Genomic DNA, 23,575 nt, shown 5'->3' with positions numbered 1-23,575 from the left:
TTCAATTAACCTAAAATTTATTTGTATGAAGCTCCTTAAATATTCGCCAAGTATTTAGTTTTCTAAACAAATATGAATTTGTTCAATGTTTCAATTCGAATTAATCAGAGTTACTTCTCTTTAATCTAAATTCATCAGTACTCCTTTTAAACAAACACCTAAAAATAATAGATGACAATAATAGTTGGATAAAATAGAAAATTCAAAACAGTATTGAAAGCGAATACAATTCAATATATACTAGTTTCGAAACGTTTCGATAATAGTATATGATAACGAAAGGAGATTAAAGATTATGAGAATGTTAATTTTAGATTTAGATTCCTTACGTGCAGACAACCTAGGTTGTTATGGGTATCACCGAAATACATCCCCAAATATTGATAAAGTGGCTGAGGAAGGAGTTCGATTTACTAATTATTATACTTCAGATGCACCTTGTCTTCCTTCTCGTACAAGCCTTATGACAGGACAATTCGGCATACATCACGGAGCAGTTGGTCATGGCGGTACAGCTGCGGATCTACGTCACGAGGGAACAAAACGTGATTTTCAGGATCGCTTAGTACAAGAAAGTCTAGCTGGTTTTTTACGTAGTGAGGGATTGAAAACCACACTAATCAGTCCTTTCCCTGAAAGGCATTCCGCTTGGCATTTTAATGCAGGATTTAATGAGATTTATAATACAGGTAATTGTGGCATGGAATCTGCTGAAGAAGTTACGCCTACTGTTTTAGATTGGTTGGACCGCAATGCAACACAAGATGATTGGTGCTTATATGTAAACTATTGGGATCCCCATACCCCGTATCGTGTTCCGGAGAGTTTTGGAAATCCGTTTGAAAAAGATGATCTTCCAACATGGCTAAATGAAGACGTATTAGAGAAACACAGAGAATGTGTTGGTCCACATAGTGTCCACGAGATCGATATGTTTTGGAGTAATCCATTGCCACAATTTCCAAGATATCCTGTTGAAATACAAGATATGGATGACATGAAAAAAATGATAGATGGATACGATTGTGGCGTTCGCTATATGGATGAACATATTGGGAAAATCATCTCAAACCTTGAAAAACAAGGAGTATTGGATGAAACCATTATTGTGATTACTGCTGACCATGGAGAAAATTTAGGAGAATTAGGAATTTATGGTGAACATGGAACAGCAGATCACGCAACGTGTAGAATACCGATGATTATTCGGTGGCCAGGAATGCTAAAACAGCACGTAGATCATGGATTGCATTACAATATAGATTTAATCCCTACATTGGCAGAACTTTTTAACAAACCTGCCAAAAAAAGTTGGGATGGTGTGAGCTATGCTTCCGTTCTTCAAAATGGAAAAGAGAGTGATCGAGAGTTTCTAGTCATTTCTCAATGTGCTCACGTATGTCAACGTGGTGTTCGTTTTGGAGATTGGCTTTATGTTCGAACCTATCATGACGGTTATCACCTTTTTGACAAAGAAATGTTATTTAATCTAAAAGAAGACCCTTATGAGCAACATAATCTTGCGAACGATCGGAAAGACATTTGTAAAGAAGCGGTATACTATTTAAACGAATGGCACGATGAAATGATGAAGACCATGGATAACGATGTAGATCCATTATGGACAGTCATGAAAGAAGGCGGCCCTTATCATGCTAATGGACATCTTAAAATGTATACTGAACGATTAAAAGAAACTGGACGGGAAGCACATATAGCAGAACTTCAAAAACGTCATCCTAGAGAATTCGAATAAGCCCTCTAATCAAGTTGTAACAGTCAAACCTTTTCGGATAGAAACAAACATTCTATTTCTTAAAGGAGGTATATAGAATGGTGAAGAAAGCTTGCTGCGAAGTAAACAGAACGAATGAAAACATCAAACTCGCAACCATTAAAAAAGCTGCAGAAATAAATCTAAATAAAGAAGACATGATCTATTTAGAAGGTGGAAGTTTTTTAATGGGAACAGATGATCAGGAAGGTTTTCCTGAAGATGGTGAAGGACCGATACGAGAAGTACATGTCGATCCTTTTTATATAGATGCGTATGCGGTCACCAATAAAGAGTTTTCTCAATTTGTTGAAAGTACCGGATATGTGACAGAGGCAGAAAAATTTGGTTGGTCCTTTGTTTTTCACCTTCTAGTGTCTGAAAAAGTGAAACGTCAAATCACTCAGGTGCCACAACAAACACCTTGGTGGCTTGTTGTAAATCAAGCTTCTTGGAAGCAGCCAGAGGGCCCAAACTCAACGATTATAAACCGCATGAACCATCCAGTCGTACACATTTCTTGGAATGATGCCGTTCATTATAGTAATTGGAAAAAGAAGCGTCTACCTACTGAAGCTGAATGGGAATATGCTGCACGCGGTGGGTATAAACAAAAGAAATATCCATGGGGCAATCAATTAAAGCAAGACGGAAAACATCAATGTAATATTTGGCAAGGGCATTTCCCTTATGAAAACAAGGCTGAAGACGGATATATAGGAACAGCACCTGTAGACGCTTATTCGCCAAACGGTTATGGGTTGTACAATGTGGTCGGGAACGTATGGGAATGGTGCTCTGATTGGTTTAGCCCTACCCATGAAACAAATAGCATTAAAAATCCCACTGGACCAATCAAGGGACATTCCAAAGTGACAAAAGGTGGATCCTATCTTTGTCATCAATCTTATTGCAATCGATACCGAGTAGCCGGTAGAAGTGCAAATACGCCTGATAGCTCAACAGGTAATTTGGGCTTTCGTTGTGCAGCAAATGCGAAGTAATATTTTTAAAAAAGAGGATGGTCCAAAAGTAGAACTTTTGAAGTCATGCCTCTTTTTTTAGGTTCTGCGGATTGTATCAAATTATTTACTAAATAATAAATTCGATTCGCACTACACAAATATCTGGCCCGATTGTTGATTATCTAAATTAAAAAAGGACTCACCTTAAATGAGCCCTTCTTATAACAATTATTTGATTCCAATAAATTGTAAAAATTTTGGATTCCGGTTAAATGAAATGAAAAACTAGATTAGTCCCCTACCGCTGCATTCCGGTCCACAACATCATGAACAAGAAGCACACCGAGCTGATGGTGCTCGTTCTGGTAAAGCGATCCTTGAACGAAACGAATTTCGCCGTTCAGATCCAATACTTCAAGCTTACAATACGCAGCATTAATTTGAAGTGCTCTATATAGACTTGAATCGTGCGAAAGCGTTACACCGTTTACTTTCACGATCACTTCGCCAACTTTCAACCCCATTTTTGCGGCAGGTGTTCCTGGTACAACAGAAAGAATCATTACCCCTCTGTCACGCGGTACAAAAAATGAAGGTCTCGTGTCATCACGCTGACTGGTTACAAGAGTAATAAGCTCACGGCCCGCAAGACCCGCAGCAATCGCAATTGCAACAAGAAGCGGCAATTCATAAAAATGCCCAACAGCCGCAATCCCCGTTACGATGACACCTAAAAGCAAGACTTGCTTACCAAGGTGTTTGATCGCTTCAGCCGGAAGTGTATGCGTTACAAGCTGACGGTATCCAATCGCAAACGGAACGAGAAAGAACGAAAAACCGACCGCTCCCATCGGAAACAATGGCCACCAGTCCAATACAGGAATCGAACCGACAGGCAGAACGAGAAACTGAGGAACAATCCAAAATCTTGTTGCCTCATGAGCTCCGATATAATGCCCTCTTTTCCCTTTAAACAGACGAGGTGATGTACGATCTGCACCTTTCCACATAACCAATATACCTTCTTGAACCAAAAGCACACCGATAATGACGGCTAATGAATCAAGTGGTGTTTCTTGAATATCCAAGATCCATTTGTCTAAAAATGAAATACCAGATTCAAATGGCGGTAGAACAAGACCAACGACTGCCGCTAAACTTAAGGCATACGCAGGGTTTAAAAATCGCGTTTTAAATGTTAAGCCTAGAACAATATACATAAGACCGATTAAAGCCATCATGCCAAGTGGCAATGTTACACCTGCAGCTACAAAGATCACTGAGCCGATGAGTCCGATCAGTATTCCTGGCAAAAGAGAAAAGATAAGATTATCAATTACAGGGTGCACCCTGACTTTAAATTCTTTTCGCTCCCTTTTTACACGTTTTAAACCGATTAAAAAAGCCACTAGTATAAAACCATAAAAAAGCGGGTGTAAAAAAAGCAACCCCATGCCCTGAAGTAATTCTTTCACAAAGGTGTCTGTCATGGGCGTTCTCTCCTTTTCTCGTCATTTATTTCATCCACTTTTTCTTCAATTCTTTTCAGCCTTCGATCCGTAGCAACAGCTCGTTTCACCAACAAACCAACTCCGGTAATAATCGCAATAAGTACTAAAAAAGACATCAGCTGAAAAACAAGATCCCCAACATTCAATGATTGCATTTGTTTTACCCCTTTAACGATTTCAAAGGATTTTCTTTAATTAATTACTTGTTCATTATTTATTCGATAAGAGCTAATGGTGAAAGCTAACAAGGAAAACTATCTCAAGATTGCTTTCTAAAGATTGCAATTTAGTTTCTGTAGAGGCTCCATTGAAAAGTTGATTGGAGCGGAAGATGCGAGACTCCTGCGGGACAGGCGGGCAGGTGAGACACTTAAGAGTAAAACGTGCGAATGTGGCTCACCGCCTGCCCCGCGGAAAGCGAGCATCTGGAACGGAAATCAACGTCTTCCAAAAGGTTTTTAAACTCATTTCAACCTCTTCCAAAAACAACAACGCTTCACCCAAAAAAAAATCCGCAGAGAATAATTTCCTCTACGGATAGTATTCGTGTTTCAGTTGTTTTTTCCTGCCATTATCCCTTATTTTGCAAGCAATTCGATAGCAGTTTTGCGCTGAACATCATTCTTATCATCACGTATCGAATCAATGACCTTAGACTCCATCTTGCCAGCTGTCTTCGCATCTACTTTCCCTGTCGCCGGCAAATTGTTGGCACGCTGGAATGCAGTTACAGCAGACTGTGTCTTTTCATCAAAATAGCCATCTTCTCTTCCAGTTTGGAAGCCTAGCCCGTTCAACATGATTTGAGCGTTCTTCACTTGTTCGTTGTTCATATCGAACTCTAATGATTTTTTCTCAATGGCAATCGGGTTCGTGTAGAAGTATTCTGGCTGCTTCACTTCATAAGTAGGTTTTACACCTTTTTTGTGTATCCAGTTGCCATCAGGCGTTAACCATTTAAACAGCGTCAGCTTGATGTTCGACCCATCTCCAAGATCGATCGATTGTTGAACGGTACCTTTACCGAATGATTTCTCACCAACAAGTTCGTAACTTCCGCCTTCTTGTAAGGCAGCTGCAAGGATTTCAGAAGCGGATGCACTTCCTTTGTCAATCAGACCAACGATTGGATAGTCTTTCTTTTCTTTTAACGTGGAAACATAGCGCTCTTTGTTTCCTTTTCGGTCTTCAATCTGAACAAAAGGTTTGTTCTCAGGAATGATCTGGCGAAGGATGCTGTCAACCGCTTCTAAGTAGCCGCCAGGATTTCCACGCACGTCGATCACAAGTCCGTCAATCTTTTGTTTTTCAAGGTCTGTTAGGTGCTTTTTAAAATCAGATCCTGTTTTTTCAGAGAACGACGTAATTTCAAGAACACCAATCTTTTTGCCTTTTACTTCTTCAATATCAGAATAAACGGTTTCGATCGGAATCTCGTCACGTGTAACTTTAATCGGCATCACATCACTAACACCGCTGCGCTTTACGCCAAGTGTAACGACAGATCCTTTTTCACCGCGAATTTTTAATACGGCTTTATAAAGATCAAGGCCTTCCACACTTTTCCCGTCTATCGTGATAATTTGGTCGTTCGGCTTAAGACCTGCTTTTTCTGCAGGAGAGTCTTTGAAAGGCGCAACGATCGTTACTTTGCCGTCAACCATGCTCACTTCTGCACCGATTCCTTCAAAAGAAGAATCCAGCGATTGTGAAAACTGACTAGCTGTTTCTTCATCCATATAAACGGAGTATGGATCTTTTAATGTTTTGACCATTCCTTGAATGGCACCTTCTAGCAGCTTGTCACGATCAACGTCTTCCACATATCGAGAAGAGATGATTTCATACGTCTTTTGGAGCTTGGCGAACTCTTCGTCACTGTTAAGCTTCGTTTTCGCTTTTGGCAGATCGTTTACTTCACCATTCTGAACATACTTTGAATCGTTACCAAACAGTGCCATCGAACCATACATTCCACCAGCACCAACAAGCAAGGAAAGAACAATCAGCAGGGCCAACATTTTTTTATTTACGTTCATTCTGCTCACCTCGTTTTTGCAGGAAAAGGCATCACACCCTGCAAAGTGCGATGCCTTCCATTGTAAGAGTCTTTAGGCAACAGCCTGTCTCCTACTTCACTATATGAATAGCTTGTTTACTTTATGTGTTTATTTTACCAGTATGCCGCAGGATTTACAGCATTTGTTTTTCCTGCATTCCAAGGTCCTTTATGAAGCTCAAAGTGTAAGTGCTGACCAAATGAATGTCCCGTGTTCCCCATGTTTCCAAGGAACTGGCCTTTTGAAACAGATCCACCCTGTACAGCACGGCTGCTCATATGAGCGTATACCGTCGTCCATTGCTGCCCGCCAATCGAGTGAGAAATATAAACAACGTTTCCATAAGATGATGAGTATTCTGATTTAATAACTGTTCCATCAGCTGCTGCATAGATTGGAACCGTTCCAGCTTGCGCGATATCAATACCTTCATGCATACCGCTGCTTCTGTTACCAAAGCCAGAAGTCACACGTCCAGCTGCTGGTTTGATGATCATGCCGTTACCTGAAACAGGTCCCGTAGATGGAGCTGAACCACTAGATGAAGATTCACGAGCCGCTTTTTCCCTTGCCGCTGCACGTGCCTGCTCAGCACGGAATGCGTCTTCCTGTGCTTTTAGAAGGGCACCTTCATTTTCAATCTTGTGTGCTTCTGCATGAAGTTGGTCTTCTTCTTTTTCAAGAGAAGCCATCAAACGCGCTTTTTCCGCCATTTGAGCTTTTAACTGCTGCTGAAGTTTTTGCAATTCTTGCATCGCTTGTTGAAGATTGTTTAGTTTCTTCTCAACAGATGCCATCTTTACTTCAAGAAGTTCTTTATCTTTCTTCTGTTCTTCTAAAAGCTGGCGGTCTTGTTCTGCAATCATGTTCAATGCTAGAACACGATCTAAAAAATCACCAAAGTCTTTCGAACCTAGAACAACTTCTAAGTAAGAAACAGCTCCGCCTGATTCATACATCGAATTAACACGTTCTTTTAAAAGTTTGTCACGCTCGTCGATTCGCTTTTGAACGACTGCGATTTCACCTTTTAATACTGAAATCTCTGTTTTTGTTTTCGTTATCTCAGTTTGCTTTGTCTGAATTTTTAAATCTGTGTCAGTAGAAACCTGATCGATTCGTGCGATTTCTTGTTCTACAGCAGCTTGACTGCTTTTGTTAGCATCCAGCTTAGCTTGTGAGTCCTTAGCTTTCTTTGCATTTTCTTGTTGTTTTTTCTTGATGCTTGATAAAGATTCCGCGTGAACGACGGATTCAGAGTGATACACGGTAAAAGCGCCCAGTGCCAAACTTAACGATAGCACTGTTCCAACCACTTTCCTTTTCATTCGTTTTCCTCCCCTAACCCCTATTGAGTTGTTTCGTTTTTCTTGGATTTCTTTATTTCTGCGATCTTTACTTAAATCTTCAAGAATTTACGGACAGACGTTAAGCTTCCCCATACGCCGATAACTCCACCGATTAACAGCATCAATAGTGATAGCTGAGGGATAAGCGGTGTTACTGGCAATAGCTCAATAAATACTGTCCCTAATTTTTGATTCACGATATCGAAAATGGCTTGATATCCAACCGCGATCACGATTATTGGAAGGAAAGCACCGGCTACACCTAGAGCAAATCCTTCAATGAAGAACGGCCAGCGGATAAATCCATTTGTCGCACCAACGAGTTTCATAATTTCAATCTCGCGGCGTCGTGTAACAATCGTTAATTTTATCGTATTTGAGATAAGGAACATCGCTGTGAATACTAGTCCTAACACGAGTACAATCCCAACGTTGCGGGCAACATCCGTAACTTTAAATAGTTTTTCGACTGTCCCTTTTCCATACTCAACTTTGTTTACAAATTTTAGCTTATCAACTTCTTTTGCAACTGCAGCCGTATCTTGCGGCTTTTCGGTATAAATGATAAACGCATCTCGCAATGGGTTCTCATTTTTTAGTGATGAAAAGGCTTCCCCTTCATCTCCAAGACTTTCAATCAATTCATCAAGACCTTCTTCTTTTGATTGGTACTCTACCGTTTTCACTTTATCAAGTTTCTCGAGGTCTTTTTGGTAAGCCGCATAGTTCTCAGGCTTTTCAGTTCTTTCGATATACGCTCTAATCTGAACATCGTCTTCTATCTGACTTGCAATAAAGTTAATGTTCAAAAGAATGGCCAAGAATACACTAACTAAAAGCAATGTTACCGTTACTGCAGAGATGGAAGCAAAGGACATCCAGCCGTTTCTTCCCATGCTCTTGAATGCTTCAACAAAATGTCGTTTTAATGTTCTAATCTTCATAGCCGTAATCCCCCTTCGCCTCATCACGTACAATTCGGCCGCCTTCAATGGCAATTACGCGCTTTGTGATTGTATTTACGATTTCTTTATTGTGAGTTGCCATAACAACTGTCGTTCCACGGGCATTGATCTCTTTAAAGATGTCCATGATCTCCCAAGCTGTTTCAGGATCAAGGTTACCTGTCGGCTCATCCGCTATAACAACTGGCGGGTGATTCACAATAGAACGTGCGATGGATACACGCTGCTGCTCTCCACCAGATAGTTCGTCCGGGAACATGCGCGCTTTGTTTTTCAGTTTTACGAGATCAAGAACTTCCATAACACGTTCTCTGATCACTTTTGGCGATTCTTCGATAACTTCAAGTGCAAATGCTACGTTTTCATATACCGTTAAACGCGGTAATAGTTTAAAGTCCTGGAAGATTACGCCCATCTTTCTGCGTACTTTAGGAATTTGTCTTTCTTTTACTTTAGCAAGGTTCGTGCCGTTAATAATAATAGAACCCTGTGTTGGCTTTTCTTCTCGATACATACATTTTATAAATGTAGATTTACCAGCACCACTTGGTCCGACTACATATACAAATTCACCTTTATCTATGTAGACGTCAATTCCGTTGAGTGCCATAACACCGTTCGGATATGTTTTCCATACATCAATCATTTCTATCAATCTAAATCACTTCCTTACTACCCCAAAAAAATATTTCCCTATTCATCAACTATATATAGAAGTCTTTCGACAATAGCGCGATAAATGTCAGTTTTTTTCCGCAATAACTATTATAACATCTGTAACTGACAATTTTATTACAGTTGTGTTTCATCTTCCCTCATTCAAGGGACAATGGTCATGATTTCTAGATTCTGTAGTATCAAAAATACGACACGATTCGCTTTAATCCTTCATAATCACAAAAAACCTGCAGATAAACTTTTCGACACTCAGGTCCTAAAGTCGACCATTGAAATAAGATTTAGTCCTAATTTAACGTGTTATACGCTGTCTTTTATCGGTTAAGACGGGGTTATTTGTAGTAAGAAGGGCACATTCGTGACAAAAGTCCCAGTAAAATAGAAAAACCAGCCGAGTTGCGTTTCGGCTGGAATTTAACCACGTTTGAATCCTTCTCCTAGCACCTCGTTCGCGTTAACAACGATAACGAAGGCGGATGGATCCACGCTTTTTACATATTGTTTTAATTTCGTAACTTCATATTGTGCCACAACCACCATCAGCATCGGACGTTCATCTTGCGTATAACCGCCAAAAGCATTAATCTTCGTAACGCCGCGATAGATGTGTGTAAGAATCCCTTGACGCAGCTCATCTTCTTGATCAGAAATGATAAGCGCCATTTTCGTCGTACCGAGTCCGATCTGCACCACATCTATTGTTTTCGCCGTAATGAACATCGCGATCAGTGCATACAGTGCTTGCTCGATTCCGAAGAAAAGTGCTGATGCTGTAACAATCGTACCGTCAATAAGGAGAATGATCGATCCGAGTGATGCTCCAGTGTATTTGTGGACGATCTGAGCAAGCAGGTCAACACCACCAGTGGAAGCTTTTCCTCGGAATACGATTCCAAGTCCCGCTCCAATCCCAAGTCCGCCGAAAATCGCTCCAAGCAACGGATCTTCCGTCGCCGCCCCCCACTCTTCAAAAATAAAGACGAAGAACGGAAGCACAATCGTTCCAACAAGCGTTTTCGCACCGAATCGTCTGCCTAGGAAAAAGAGACCCGCAAAGAAAAGCGGAATGTTTAAACTCCACTGCACAATAGAAGGTTTCCATTGAAAGAGTCCGTATAGAATCGTCGATATTCCGCTCACGCCGCCAGAGGCAATCTGGTTTGGCAGCAAGAACACCGAGAAAGCCAGTGCCACGAGCCCTGATCCAATCACTACATATACATATTCTAAAATAAGTTCAACCGTTGGGTGTAAAATCCCGCGTCGTTTTCGCATTGCCATCATCATCGCTGTCTGTTAACCCTCAAACTTTCATAAGGAATTTCTTTTCAATTTCATTTTAGCCGAAAAAAGTATACCAATCACAGTATACCCTTGTAAATGCGACCTTAGTGCCGCGGTGATGAGGTGAAGTGGGTTTGAAGTGATGTTCTGTTAGGGGTGCTGGCGAACTCGGTGGCGCTAGTGTGATTTGTTCTGGTGTCGCAACTTGTTGAGGTATGTCGAAAAATCGACTAACGTGAAATTAATTCAATTAACGTGAATATAATTAGATTAACGTGAAATTATTGAAATTAACGTGAATATATTTTAATTATCGTGAATATAATGCAGGTCACCATAAAATCCATGATCTCAACCTGCTGTAAATGGCTATTTTAACGTTTGTTCGCCTTCCGAAGAACCTTCAAAATAGAAAAAAAGTGTATCAGGAGGCTCATTTTGATAATAAAACACCGTTCTCAGCCCATTATTATTAATAAGTTGGAGTCACTTTTAAAGCGATCACCTCTTTTGGATGAAAAAAGAGAAGAAATTCGCGATGCACTCAGAAAATTTGTTTCTGGCTATCGCGGTGAACAGTCTATGGATTATTTTTATCGTTACTTGCCACCAAACAACCTCAGTATTCTTCATGGATTAAGGATTTTGCATCAAGATTACTTTTTTCAAATGGACACACTTATTATTACACCGAACTTTCTTCTTATTATTGAATGTAAGAATATCGCCGGACACTTATATTTTGAGAGCTCCTATGATCCTATGATTCGAACGTATAATGCTCAACGAGAAGGGTTTGATAACCCGGTTGAGCAAGTGAAACGACAGTCTTATCACTTGATGTCTATTTTAAAAAATCTCAAATCTCTGACTATACCTATCGAATCCCTCGTGGTAATTACGAATCCAACTACGATAACAGAATTCTCTCCTGCCTATAAAGAAGCTCGCTCGAAAATAATAAAAAGCTCAGGGATAGTTTCTAAATTTGATGAGGTAAGCAACAAACACCAAAAAGAAATACTCCAAGCAAAAGAAATAAAAAGAATAATTAAGCATCTTTTAAAACATCACACACCTGAAAACCCCGATGTGTGCCAAAAGTTTCAAATCAATCCTGACTCTCTATTAAAAGGTGTGTTTTGTCCGAAATGTGATATGGCATTTTTAAAACGTCTCCAAAGAAGTTGGTATTGTTCAAAGTGCAGAAAAGTATATAAAAATGCTCACGAATCGGCATTACTAGATTATGCGCTTCTCGTTTCCATGACGATAACCAACAAGAAATGTAAAGAATTCCTCAACTTGCCTTCAACCAGTCAAGGTTATCACATTCTAAAATCTCTCAACCTCCCGTTCACCGGCAACCGAAAATCTCGCATCTATCATCTAGACGACCTGGTCAAAAATATAACCACTAAAGAAGACCTGCTTCCTTAGTGGCTATTGAACAAACAATTATCTTGGCTGAGGTGCATCATCTATACGATATTGAAAACCCAATATCATTTTAAACGATACGCCTTAAGGATTTCCTGCTCAATCTTATTTTCTGCATCATCCCACGCACTTGCACGGAGGGATACTGAACCACCAGGATTAAACGGATGTTTAATCGAAGCGATCCACTTGCTGCCTTCTTGCTGAACCTCTACTTTTTCCCATGACTTTCCTTCGTCAAACGAAACATCAAGAGCTGCACCTTTGATATTTCCTGCCCCTTTAGCATCTGGCATATGTGATGGTGTTAAAGTAAGCTTTGAAGTACTTGCAGCTGCCACTTCACCTGCTAGGTTTGTTTTGATATCATAGTCGATCTCTATTAAAGGAACGATCGTACGATAACCATATGAAGTTGACCAGTCTGACCAGAACGTCCATTCCGTATGCGTTTTATTAGATGTATTCCATCGTTCCTCAGATCGGTGCGAATCTGCTACTAAGCGATATTGCGTTCGATCAAAGGTATAATTTTTATTCGTGTTAAATCCTTGGCCCTTTTTCTGATCCATCAGGGTTGATCCTTGATAGAGTTTCATTATTGTATTATCCAATACGGCAGGGTCGTGGAAACCCGTATGCGTGTCTTCAGAATCAGCCCAAGCTGGAACGTTAAAATAAAATTTACTATTTTCTCGGTATGGATAGAAGTGGCTCTTACCAAACCCAGGACGTACAACTGGTCCGTAATAGCTATGCTCAAGACGGTCTCCAGCCTTGTATTGCGTTGGTTCGCCTCTCATCTCCCAGAATTCATCGGTTATCCCTACTTTTTGATACCATGTGCTGTCTTCCGGTGTTACCCATTCTTCGCGCTCAATCGGGAATGCCATCGGGTCCCAGCGAAGTTTGCGATCCACACCATTTTGAAGTTCAAAACGCCATTCATCAGCAGGTGTGTTTCGATCAGAGTGGAATTTAGTATCAATTTTAGCCAGCTCACTTGTTGTAGGAGCATATACCAATTCCTTATCAGGTATTTCGTTATCGTAAACTTTGTTTAGATCGTACAAATAAGGAGCATATCCTGAACCTTGAACAGGAAGCGTCAGGTTGCTTGTTTTTACTGCTTCAATCAGCTCATCTCCCTCTGTACTGCTGAGTGATGTTATCGTTAAAGGAATCGCATCATAGCTGATATTAACGTTTTGATAAGCCTCCATTAATTCTTCTTCCTTATCATTCACGACGATGAGAAGCTTTGCTCCTGCCGCAATTGCAGCTTGACCTCTATCATATGCTGTCACTTCATCGCTGCGTTTGATGATAACCGCTTTTCCTTTGGCATCGATGTTCTCATAATCAGCTGCAGAGCCTTTGCCTGCATAAACGGTTTTTAAGCTAAAGTTTCCCTTAAATGGTGTAGCATGTAGTTGAACAAGATCATCAAGTACTTTCCCTTTAAAATTTATTTCGATACGAGGAGTAATTAAACGTTTGCGCGCTGTAAATTTAAACGTTCCATTCTTCACCTTTTCAAATGGCTGAACGTACATATGATCAGCTGTTATAGGAAGCATCCACTGATCGCCAAACGGAATATCCCCTATCGTACGCATGTATTTCATCGTTCGATAGACAGTTTCTGTTTTCTTCGGTGCTTCAAATTTTACTTCATTTGCTTTTCTGCCATCTAACTCGAGAGTTTTATCTTCGTACAGTTCTAGTTCAGGATCTCCAACCAATGCGACTCCCATATGATCGGTATCCTCATCTACAAACATCGCTGAAGTAACCGAATAGGTGCCTGGCGGTAATCTTAGTTCTGTAGCTCCTCTTACCATCACATAACGGTAACCCCATTCAGGGCTGTAAATGAGAGACTGAGTTGAAATTTCAGAACCATCACGATCGATTGCTTTTAACGTTAAGTTATACCGCTCTTCTTCTTTAATCATACTTAAAGTCGTATGAGCTATTTTTTTGCCCGCTGTACTTGCTGTTACATATCCGTTGTACTGCGCTCCAGCAAGTCCGAGTTTAATATCCGCAGAAACCGTGACAGATGCTTCCCCTTTAGCTGGAACCGTAACCTTATTAGTTGATAGCGTTAACATTCCAGCAGGAGCAGGATTGCCGCTTGCATCTTTAAAGTTTGTTGCCAGGTCTAACGTCACCGCTTCATCACGATCATTGTGATAGGTTACGGTTTTCTTTACTGCTTCTGTTTCATCATGTGGCCAGTCAAAGAAACCAAAATGTACGGATCCCGTAGCATATACTCCATTAAGGGAAGCTGGTACATCTAAACGGCCTGCACCTACTTCAGATGGCTTATAAGCTGAAAGTTCTTTTGTTGTGCTTATCAGTGCATCTTTAATCTGCTTGCCTGTCCATGCTGGGTATTTTTGTTTTAAAATAGCTGCTGCGCCAGCAACGTGCGGAGTAGCCATGGATGTTCCATTTTTTGATGTATATAAACCGCTTCCGCTAGCATATTGAGAGCGTGCTGCGACAATACCAACCCCAGGTGCTGCTAAATCAGGTTTAATCGCTTTGTCTCCTAAACGCGGCCCTCTTGAAGAGAAGCTTGCTAGCTGATCCGTTTTTGAAACGGCACCAACCGTCAGTGCTTTATCTGCCGCACCTGGGTATCCAATCGTGCTTTGGCCGCCGCGGTTACCTGCAGCTACGACAAAGAGTGTTCCGGTTTCTTCACTGATTTCATTCAGAGCTTGTGAAACCGGGTCTTTTCCGTCACTTGCGTCTTGCGAGCCCAAGCTCATTGTTACAACGTCGGCATGCTGTGCAGCCCATTCCATTCCGTCAATGATCCAAGAATTTTGTCCATTTCCGTTATTGCCCAAAACTTTACCAACGACTAGGTGTGCTCCTGGAGCAACACCTTTCATCTTACCCGTTGAAGCTTCGCCTGTTCCCAGGACGGTTGAAGCGACATGCGTCCCATGTGAATTGTAGTCATTAATATCTTCGCCAGGCACAAAATTCTTTGTATATTTGATCTTGCCAGCAACATCAGGATGATTGGTATCGATTCCGGTATCAAGTACGGCAACCGTTGTACCTGTACCGTCATAGCCAGCTTCCCATGCAATCGGAGCACCGACTTGCGGAACACTTTGATCAAGGGCTGCTTCTACTTTTCCATCTAGCCAAATCTTTTCAATCCCTTGCTGAAGCTGAGGCAAGGCTGCCTTTTCTTTAAGGTCCTCTGCTCCTAGATCAGCCGAAATTGCATGCCAAAACTGCTTCACTTTTCCTTTTTCAGCAGATACAGCTGCCCCGTCAATACTTTCTAACGTTCGAGTACGTTTGGATCCTGCGATTTCTTTAGGCTGAAGAGCTAGCGTTCGGGCTGTTTTTTCAGATTTATACTCAACGATCAAAGGAAGACTAGACACCTCCGAATCGGTATAGCCATTTTCAATCAATTTTGTAATATTGAACAGATCATCATCTATCTGACCTTCTGCGATATACGTCATAGCAGTCTCAGGAATGACAAACGTCTCTTTACCCACGGTAAGAATACGTGTCCGATCTTCTACTCCATCTGCCGGTGTTACTTCAATCGTGCTTTTTCCATCTCCAAGATCAGTTACTTTAACAACATCACCTGTAATCAGTGTAATCGTATGTTCACCGTTTGCAGCAGGTTCATGTTTCACAGTAGGTATTGTAGTTTGTTCCGCTTCTGCTTCTATGTAACTACCTGAAGCTTGTTTGATGAAGGTCTCCGCTTTCGTTCCTAACGTAGGGGAAACTAACAATGATGTTGAAAGTGCAATTGCAGCCAAACGTGGAATCCTTGGTTTTCTTTCCATCTTTCTCCTCCTCTTTTTGACCAGCTATCTATTAAGGCATTTCTTAGCGTAGATCAGGGAAATTATCCAGAACGTCCACCTCCCGATTAAAATAAAAGGTTACTAGAATTATCACATCCCTCAGCTCACCACTCAATTGGGATAATTACGCTTCGTTATCCGTTTAAATCTAGTAAAAAAGTTCTAATAAAAGACCCAGTCCCCGCATCAATCCTTTTAAAAATTAACCCAAATTTTTTAGCACAAAAGAACCCCTGGCTAATTGCACAGGGGTTCTAAGAATCATTCTCTTTTATGAAGGACGTCGCATCCGTACGACTTTATTTTCCTCATCATTAGCAAATTGTTCTTTTGCTAGCTTCTTTTTGTATACGACTCTCGATAGCATGATACTGATCTCATAAAGTACGAGAAGTGGAATGACGACAAGGAAATCCGAAACCAGGTCCGGCGGTGTGATCAAGACGGCAATCACCACAAGACCAAAATACGAGACTTTTCTCGCCTTTGTGAGCACGTGAGGATTTAAGATGCCGAGCGATGTCAGGAACATCACCACAAGTGGAATCTCAAAGAGAAATCCGAACGGCAGTGTGAGATTCATCATGAACTTGAAGTATTTTTCCGATGTAAAAAAGGTTTGAAAATGACCTTCTGACAAACCTAGCAAAAAGTTTAATACCATCGGATACACGATAAAATACCCGAACGATAATCCTAACAAAAACAAGAAAAAAAGTGCGGGAATATACGATAGTGTTACCTTTTGCTCTCTTTTACTCAGTGCCGGTTTAATAAACATCCACGTTTGATGCGCGGCAACAGGAATGGTAAACGCGATGGCGATCACACCCGAGATCATAAAATATACCCAGAGAATTTCGCTTGGTCCAAGAACGGCCAGCTGTTGATCGAGATCACGGATCAGCCAGTCATAGATGGGCTGTACGTAAAAAAAGGATACGGAAAGTACGGTTATGAAAACGGCGAGCGTGATGATGATACGTTTTCTGAGCTCCCCTAGGTGTTCTACAAAATACATCTCTTCTGCTTTCACCCAAATGGCCTCCTTTCTATTAATTACGGTACTGAATTCGGTTGTTTCTGCTCCCAATCCAGAAGTTTTGGCTTCCAATCCACGAGTTCTGGCTTTCAATCCACGAGTTTAGGCTCGCAATCCACGAGTTTCGGCTTCAATCCAAAAGTTTCGGCTCGCAACCCTCATGGGTGATAAGAAAAGATGCGGACTTGTAACCGTGCCCGCATCTTCACTCAATACTACTCTTTATTTAGACTGCGGCTTTTCTTCTTTTTCATCAGAAGACATAAGATCTTTTGCGGAATGCTTGAACTCGCGAAGCGTGCTTCCGAATGCTCGTCCGATCTCCGGCAGCTTAGATGGCCCAAAGATAATAAGGGCAATGATTAAAATCAGAATCAATCCTGGTACTCCGATGTTAGTGAAACCCATATAGATCGCCTCCTTAAAATGTGTTAACCATTAAAACTTAAATCCAGTGATCGCAACAACAGATGGTCTTGGCATATTGCCTCCGCGTACTTGCGGCCATGTGCTTGTAGGATTTGCCTTATCTTCTGTTTCTTCTCCTGGATGCTGGATGCTCAAGAACAATGATCTTTCGTTTGGTGTGAAAGATGGTCCAGTTAGTTCCGCTTCTTTTGGTGCAGATGCGAATTGGAACGCTACGCCTTGGTCTCGCCCAACCGTTGGAATCATAAACATTCCGTTGTTCCCAAAGCTTGTCCAAGCGTCAGAATTCAACTTGCTTGAAGAAATATCTGTTACCGTCCAAAGGTTTGCGTTTGAATCAAACGTTAAGTTGTCAGGCGCACTAAATCCGCTTTGACGTCCACCGGCTGCGAAGATTTCAAATTCAAAGTTCTCTGCCCCATGATCTCCGTCTTTTTCAAAAAATCGAGTGATGTGACCGTGAATATTTCCGTGCTTGTCGTTGTTCGTGTGTGCGATAAACACCGTTCCGTCAAGAGGTGAGATCTCAACGTCTTCAGGACGGTCAGTTGGTGTTGCACCTAGAAGAATAGCAGCGTCGTGTGCGTTGACGACGACATCGCCTTGAGTTTTAAACTTTTCTAAAAGTGCTGTGTTCCCCGCTGCTTTTTCACGAACCGCTTCAATCGTTAACGCTACCCACTTGCCTTTTGCAAGGTCAGCTGCGTAAAGCGTTCCTTCTTCTAAAAGCTTGCTGTTGTCTTTTCCTTTTGCTTCAATATATTTTCCTTTACTTATAAACTTGTACACGCAAGCATCCTTTTTGTCGTCCCCCATATAGACAACAACACGTCCGTCTTTGGAGATTCCAACGCTCGCATTTTCGTGGTTGAATCGGCCAAGAGCTGTATGCTTTCTTACTTTAAAGTTCGGATCAAACGGATCGACCTCAACTACCCAGCCATAATGAGTTTGATCTAAACCAGCAGCTTTGGAAGTATCCTCAAAGTTCTCTTCACAAGATAAAACGGTGTTCCATGGCGTGCGTCCCCCAGAACAGTTCGCAAAAGTTCCTTGTGCAGTTGTTGCACCAGATACCGCTGGCGTTCCTTTTGCTGGACCTGTAAGCGCGAAAGGAGTTAAACCTGTTACGCGTCGAGCGTACTCCGAATTCGTCTCCATCATCCACTTACCGTTCTTCACTTTCACTTCAATAATGGAACCCCCTTGGTTGTAAAGCATCTTTTCAATTTGTGCTGGAGTATATTTGCCGTTTACTTTTTCTCCTTCAACATATAAAGGGTTCGTGTACTCGTGGTTTACCCATAGCAGGCCATGTTCACTAGATTCTTCAATTGGAAAGTACATCGTAAAGTCATTATTAAATCCAAATGTATCGCCTTTTTTGTTAATTACATCACCATATGACGCAATAACTTCATATTTATAACCTTTTGGTAAAACAAGATCGTCTTTGTCAGTTGGTGCGATCGGGTGAAACTTAAATCCTTTTTTTCGAGGTTTCATGCGCATTAAGCTATCAGATTGTGCGTTAGCCGTTTCCGTTAAAGCACCTAATCCCGTTGTAGCTGCAGCTAGTGCTGTAGCGCCTGTTCCTAAATATGTTAAAAAGGTTCTTCTATCCAATGGTTTCTTTTCCACTCCGTTTTCCCCCTAGACACGATAATATTGTGTTGCATCTATAAGAATACTGTCGAACTATTAAGCCACTATGTAGGTTGTTTAAACAAACGTTTAAGAGTTTTTGGTTTTTTTATAAAATCCAACCTAAGGCGGACGTAAAAAGGAAATACTTGGCGATGTCATTCAAGAGAATTTTCTACTTGAAAAATTCCTTCATCAAACCTTTTAACACATGAAGATTTCCTCTATCAAAAATATAAGTTGGGAAAATAGGGTAATTTACTTTATACTAAAGGTTAGAAGTTTCCTTTGTTTTTCCCAATATACATTCCATTTTTAATAGGTATAATTATCTAGAGAGCTTTATTAGAGGTGAAGTGATGCAGATAGAAGTGGGGAGTTTCGTCGTTTATAACGGTGAAGAGTATCAAGTGGTTTGGATTTATGGAAATGGCAATGTGGAGATCGTAAAAGACGGACAACATAGAAAGATCGAGCTCGTACAAAAGGGAGATCTTACACACATACGATAAAAAAACTTCCGGAAGCAGATGCCCCGGAAGTTTTGTTTTTTATTTATTTGATTTCATCTTACATAACTTGCTTGTGACTAAAAATGTTTTTTGTTTTTAACACCTTCAACAAGTTGATTGGAGCGGAAGGTGCGAGACTCCTGCGGGACGAGTGGGCAGGTGGAGACCCTTAATGGCGCAAAGCGGCAAGGGGCTCACCGGTCGCCCCGCGGAAAGCGAAGCACCTGGAGCGCAGATCAACCACTTTCAAAAAACCCCGAAGCATTACAAAACAAAAAGGTTTTTTTACAGCTTAGATCTCAAATAAGCATCAATAAACGGCGTGATCTCGCCATCCATCACAGACTGCACATTCCCTACCTCGGTATTCGTTCTGTGATCTTTTACAAGACTATAAGGATGGAAAACGTAAGAACGAATCTGGCTCCCCCATCCGATCTCCTTCTGCTCTCCACGGATTTCCGCAAGCTGTGCCTGCTGTTCTTCCAAACGACGCTGAACAAGTTTCGCCATCATCATCTTCATCGCGCGTTCACGGTTCTTAATTTGCGAACGCTCCGTTTGACAAGAAACTACCGTGTTCGTCGGGATATGTGTCATACGAACAGCCGAGTCAGTCGTGTTAACGTGCTGTCCGCCTGCTCCAGACGCACGATACGTATCAATCTTAAGATCCTCTGTACGGATTTCGATCTCAGTATCGTCTGTAATTTCAGGCATCACTTCACACGAAACAAATGACGTGTGACGGCGGCCTGACGAATCAAAAGGAGAAATACGGACCAGACGGTGAACCCCTTTTTCCGCTTTCAAATAACCATATGCGTTGTGCCCTTTAATGCTAAGTGTAACGGATTTAACTCCAGCTTCGTCACCTGGCAAGTAATCCAATGTTTCAACTTTGTAGCCTTGGCGCTCTGCATAACGCGTATACATACGAAGAAGCATGGACGCCCAGTCTTGAGACTCCGTACCACCAGCACCTGGGTGAAGTTCCAGAATCGCGTTGTTTTTATCATAAGGCTCGTTTAATAAAAGCTGAAGTTCGAATTCGTTTAATTTTACGATCAGATCTTTCAAATCTTTCACAAGCTCTTTTTGCATGTCAGCATCCGCTTCTTCTTTCACGAGCTCATGCGCAACCTCTAAGTCTTCATACGATGAAGATAATGCTTCAAACTCGTTCACTTGTTCTTTTAATCCGTTTGCTTCGTTGATAACCACCTGTGCAGCGTTTTGGTCATCCCAAAACGTTGGTGCACTCATCTGCTCATCAAGTTCAGCGATACGCTCTTTCTTTGAATCGAGGTCAAAGAGACCCCCTAAAGTCGTTGATACGTTTTTCAATCACGTTGAGTTCTTGTTTTACTTCTACTAAATCCATATTCTCTGCACCTCATTTTATAATTCTTCCACTTTTTAAAATATGCGGTTTCCTTGCAAATTAAACCCTGATTCATCTGATTACAAGCGTAAAGAGAGCTCCATTAAAGAACTCTCTTTTAGACACGCAACCCTACATTATTCCTGATCTGCTCCGTGACATTGCTTGTATTTCTTTCCGCTTCCGCATGGACAAGGATCATTGCGTTTAATGTCCTGTGTTTTGCGAACCGGTTTCTTTTTAGATGATTCCTGTTTATCGCTCGGAACAACAGCTTTACCTTCAGCCACTTGTTCACGCTGCATGTTTTGCTCGATCTGTGATTTTAAAATGTAAGTCGTAACTTCCTCTTCGATCGCAGCAACCATCGCTTCGAACATCTCGAAACCTTCAAACTGATATTCACGCAACGGATCGTTTTGGCCGTACGCACGAAGGTGAATTCCTTGGCGAAGCTGTTCCATCTGGTCGATATGATCCATCCACTTGCTGTCAACCGAACGAAGGATAACGGCTTTTTCGAATTCAGCGATCTGTTCTGCAGGAAGCTGTGTTTCTTTCTCAGCAAACGCTGCATGCACTTTCGCTTGAATCTTCTCGATAATCTCTTCACGATCTAGACCGTAAAAGTCTTTTTCCGTGAACACAGGCTCAGTGAACATAACGGCGTTCACATAGTCTGCGATCTCTTTCGTGTTCCACTCTTCTTGCACTTCCGCTTCCGGTGTGTGAACCGTAACGATACGGTCAATCGTGGAATCGATCATGCGCAGAATGATATCACTTAAGTTCTCAGCATCCAGTACATCTTGACGCTGCGCGTAAATGATCTCACGCTGCTGACGCATAACATCGTCATATTGTAAAAGCTGTTTACGTGCATCAAAGTTTGATCCCTCAACACGTTTTTGTGCAGATTCAACGGCTTTTGTAACCATTTTAGACTCGATCGGCGTATCTTCATCCATGCCAAGACGCTCCATCATCGTCATCAAGTTATCTGAACCGAATCGACGCATCAATTCGTCTTCCATTGAAATATAAAAACGAGATGAACCCGGATCTCCTTGACGTCCAGCACGACCACGCAGCTGGTTATCGATACGGCGTGATTCGTGACGCTCCGTCCCTAGAATATGAAGGCCGCCAACTTCAAGAACACCTTCCCCAAGCTTGATGTCCGTACCACGCCCCGCCATGTTTGTCGCGATCGTAACCATGCCAAGCTGACCTGCGTTTTCAATAATCTCTGCTTCACGCTCATGGTTTTTCGCGTTCAACACGTTATGTTTAATTTTACGCTTCGTTAAAAGCTGTGAAAGAAGTTCAGACGTTTCAACGGCAACCGTACCAACAAGGATCGGCTGACCTGTCTTATGGCGCTCTTCGATTTCAGCAGCAATCGCCTTGAACTTGCCTTGCATAGTTTTATAAATAAGATCCGATCTGTCATCACGCGCGATCGGACGGTTCGTTGGAATACAGATAACATCCATGTTGTAGATGTTGCGGAACTCCTCTTCTTCCGTTTTCGCTGTACCAGTCATACCAGCAAGCTTGTTGTACATACGGAAGTAGTTCTGGAACGTAATCGTCGCGAGCGTCATGCTCTCACGCTGAATCTCTAGACCTTCCTTCGCTTCGATCGCCTGGTGAAGACCATCGCTGTAACGGCGGCCAGCCATCAAACGTCCAGTAAACGGGTCAACGATTACGATCTCACCATCTTGAACAACGTAATCCACGTCACGATGCATGATGAGGTTCGCTTTTAATGCCTGATTGATATGGTGGTTTAGCGTTACATGCTGATAATCATAAAGGTTGTCGATCGAGAACATCTGCTCAGCTCGGTTGATCCCATCTTCCGTCAACTGAACGTTCTTCGTCTTTTCATCAACCGTATAATCCGTGTCTTTTTTCAGCTGGCGCACAAACATGTTTGCCATTTGATAAAGCTGGGTAGATTTCTGTGCAGAGCCAGAAATAATCAACGGTGTACGCGCTTCGTCAATTAAGATGGAGTCAACTTCATCGACGATCGCATAGTTAAGGCGCTGAACCATTTGTTCTTTATAAACCACCATGTTGTCACGCAGGTAGTCGAAGCCGAACTCGTTGTTCGTACCATATGTGATATCTGCAGCATACGCCTCACGCTTTTCTTCTTTTGAAAGGTCGGATACGTTAAGACCGACCGTCATCCCAAGAAAGTTAAATAACGGGCTATTCAGCTCAGCATCACGACGAGCCAAATATTCATTGACCGTTACAACGTGCACACCTTTTCCGTCAAGTGCATTGAGGTAAACAGGCAATGTCGCAACAAGTGTTTTACCTTCACCCGTTTTCATCTCAGAAATGTTACCTTCATGAAGCGCAACCGCACCCATGATCTGTACAGGGTAATGGCGCTTTTCTAAAACACGAGCTGATGCTTCACGCACAGTCGCAAATGCTTCAGGGAGAAGGTCATCCAGAGATTCTCCTTTTTCAATACGGCTCTTGAACTCAGCTGTTTTATTCGCTAAAGCTTCATCATTTAAAGCCTTAAACTCTTCAGCTAAAGCCTCTACTTTTTCCGCAATTCTCTCATATCTATTTAACGTCCGGTCATTGGAACTTGGAAAAATCTTTTTCAAAATGCTAATCATCCGAATAAACGCTCCCTG

At 41.7% G+C, this 23,575-nt stretch carries 18 protein-coding genes; 5 read left to right on the top strand and 13 right to left on the bottom strand.

What is annotated here, in order from left to right; all coding sequences use genetic code 11:
• The first annotated feature begins 295 nt into the window (after positions 1-295).
• Both QUF49_RS03990 and QUF49_RS03985 read left to right on the top strand, forming a co-directional pair.
• The gene (locus QUF49_RS03990; RefSeq protein ID WP_289494451.1) at positions 296-1,756 is read left to right on the top strand and encodes a sulfatase family protein; all 1,461 of its coding nucleotides are present in this window, start codon (positions 296-298) and stop codon (positions 1,754-1,756) included.
• A 77-nt stretch (positions 1,757-1,833) separates the two neighbouring features.
• The gene (locus QUF49_RS03985) at positions 1,834-2,778 is read left to right on the top strand and encodes a formylglycine-generating enzyme family protein (RefSeq protein ID WP_289494450.1); all 945 of its coding nucleotides are present in this window, start codon (positions 1,834-1,836) and stop codon (positions 2,776-2,778) included.
• A 251-nt stretch (positions 2,779-3,029) separates the two neighbouring features.
• Here QUF49_RS03985 and QUF49_RS03980 read toward each other — a convergent pair whose 3' ends face one another.
• Together QUF49_RS03980 and QUF49_RS03975 are read right to left on the bottom strand one after the other, a co-directional pair.
• Positions 3,030-4,229: a PDZ domain-containing protein gene (locus QUF49_RS03980; RefSeq protein WP_289494449.1), complete on the bottom strand. Its 1,200-nt coding sequence runs from the start codon at positions 4,227-4,229 to the stop codon at positions 3,030-3,032.
• Positions 4,226-4,405 carry a hypothetical protein gene (locus QUF49_RS03975; RefSeq protein WP_289494448.1) on the bottom strand — a complete coding sequence of 60 codons (180 nt, stop codon included), beginning with the start codon at positions 4,403-4,405 and terminating at the stop codon, positions 4,226-4,228. Before QUF49_RS03975 ends, QUF49_RS03980 begins: the two co-directional genes overlap by 4 nt.
• Positions 4,406-4,581: 176 nt before the next feature.
• On the opposite strand from QUF49_RS03975, the gene QUF49_RS03970 reads away from it, so the two are divergent.
• Positions 4,582-4,791 (top strand): hypothetical protein, encoded by a 210-nt coding sequence (locus QUF49_RS03970; RefSeq protein ID WP_289494447.1) that lies wholly within the window; start codon positions 4,582-4,584, stop codon positions 4,789-4,791.
• Positions 4,792-4,828: 37 nt separating this feature from the next.
• Here the strand turns inward: QUF49_RS03970 and QUF49_RS03965 are convergent, their stop codons facing one another.
• The 5 genes from QUF49_RS03965 to QUF49_RS03945 form a co-directional block, all read right to left on the bottom strand.
• Positions 4,829-6,289 carry a S41 family peptidase gene (locus QUF49_RS03965; RefSeq protein ID WP_289494446.1) on the bottom strand — a complete coding sequence of 487 codons (1,461 nt, stop codon included), beginning with the start codon at positions 6,287-6,289 and terminating at the stop codon, positions 4,829-4,831.
• Between the two features lie 134 nt (positions 6,290-6,423).
• Positions 6,424-7,638 (bottom strand): murein hydrolase activator EnvC family protein, encoded by a 1,215-nt coding sequence (locus tag QUF49_RS03960; RefSeq protein WP_289494445.1) that lies wholly within the window; start codon positions 7,636-7,638, stop codon positions 6,424-6,426.
• Positions 7,639-7,709: 71 nt separating this feature from the next.
• Complete coding sequence (gene ftsX, locus QUF49_RS03955) at positions 7,710-8,603, bottom strand: permease-like cell division protein FtsX (RefSeq protein ID WP_289494444.1); 894 nt, start codon at positions 8,601-8,603, stop codon at positions 7,710-7,712.
• Positions 8,593-9,279: a cell division ATP-binding protein FtsE gene (gene ftsE / locus QUF49_RS03950; RefSeq protein ID WP_289494443.1), complete on the bottom strand. Its 687-nt coding sequence runs from the start codon at positions 9,277-9,279 to the stop codon at positions 8,593-8,595. Before ftsE ends, ftsX begins: the two co-directional genes overlap by 11 nt.
• A gap of 437 nt (positions 9,280-9,716) precedes the next feature.
• Positions 9,717-10,577, bottom strand: coding sequence for a YitT family protein (locus tag QUF49_RS03945; protein WP_289497576.1), 861 nt, complete (start codon positions 10,575-10,577; stop codon positions 9,717-9,719).
• Between the two features lie 447 nt (positions 10,578-11,024).
• Between QUF49_RS03945 and QUF49_RS03940 the strand changes: the two genes are divergently transcribed.
• On the top strand, positions 11,025-12,026 hold the full coding sequence (locus tag QUF49_RS03940) for a nuclease-related domain-containing protein (protein ID WP_289494442.1): 1,002 nt from the start codon (positions 11,025-11,027) through the stop codon (positions 12,024-12,026).
• Between the two features lie 65 nt (positions 12,027-12,091).
• Here QUF49_RS03940 and QUF49_RS03935 read toward each other — a convergent pair whose 3' ends face one another.
• From QUF49_RS03935 to QUF49_RS03920, 4 genes are all read right to left on the bottom strand, one after another.
• Positions 12,092-15,871, bottom strand: coding sequence for a S8 family peptidase (locus QUF49_RS03935; RefSeq protein ID WP_289494441.1), 3,780 nt, complete (start codon positions 15,869-15,871; stop codon positions 12,092-12,094).
• Positions 15,872-16,163: 292 nt separating this feature from the next.
• Positions 16,164-16,913, bottom strand: a complete 750-nt coding sequence (gene tatC / locus QUF49_RS03930) for a twin-arginine translocase subunit TatC (protein ID WP_425590487.1) — start codon at positions 16,911-16,913, stop codon at positions 16,164-16,166.
• 243 nt (positions 16,914-17,156) lie between these two features.
• Positions 17,157-17,342 (bottom strand): twin-arginine translocase TatA/TatE family subunit, encoded by a 186-nt coding sequence (gene tatA / locus QUF49_RS03925; protein ID WP_197129014.1) that lies wholly within the window; start codon positions 17,340-17,342, stop codon positions 17,157-17,159.
• Between the two features lie 30 nt (positions 17,343-17,372).
• The gene (locus QUF49_RS03920) at positions 17,373-19,004 is read right to left on the bottom strand and encodes a PhoX family protein (protein ID WP_289494439.1); all 1,632 of its coding nucleotides are present in this window, start codon (positions 19,002-19,004) and stop codon (positions 17,373-17,375) included.
• Between the two features lie 362 nt (positions 19,005-19,366).
• Here QUF49_RS03920 and QUF49_RS03915 point away from each other — a divergent pair, with 362 nt between their 5' ends.
• The gene (locus QUF49_RS03915; RefSeq protein WP_289494438.1) at positions 19,367-19,519 is read left to right on the top strand and encodes a hypothetical protein; all 153 of its coding nucleotides are present in this window, start codon (positions 19,367-19,369) and stop codon (positions 19,517-19,519) included.
• A 285-nt stretch (positions 19,520-19,804) separates the two neighbouring features.
• Here QUF49_RS03915 and prfB read toward each other — a convergent pair.
• Positions 19,805-20,903, bottom strand: a protein-coding gene (prfB, locus tag QUF49_RS03910) for a peptide chain release factor 2 (RefSeq protein ID WP_289494437.1) whose coding sequence is annotated in 2 segments (ribosomal slippage) — positions 19,805-20,839 and positions 20,841-20,903 — 1,098 coding nt in all. Because the reading frame shifts where the segments join, the coding sequence is not laid out codon by codon here.
• Between the two features lie 137 nt (positions 20,904-21,040).
• Entirely contained in the window at positions 21,041-23,557 is a 2,517-nt protein-coding gene (secA, locus tag QUF49_RS03905; protein WP_289494436.1) for a preprotein translocase subunit SecA, read from the bottom strand.
• Positions 23,558-23,575 lie beyond the last annotated feature (18 nt).

The organism is Fictibacillus sp. b24 (assembly GCF_030348825.1).
Taxonomy (GTDB): Bacteria; Bacillota; Bacilli; order Bacillales; family Fictibacillaceae; genus Fictibacillus.
The sequence above is the reverse complement of the archived record's forward strand: the minus strand, read 5'-3'. Positions and strand labels throughout refer to the sequence as shown.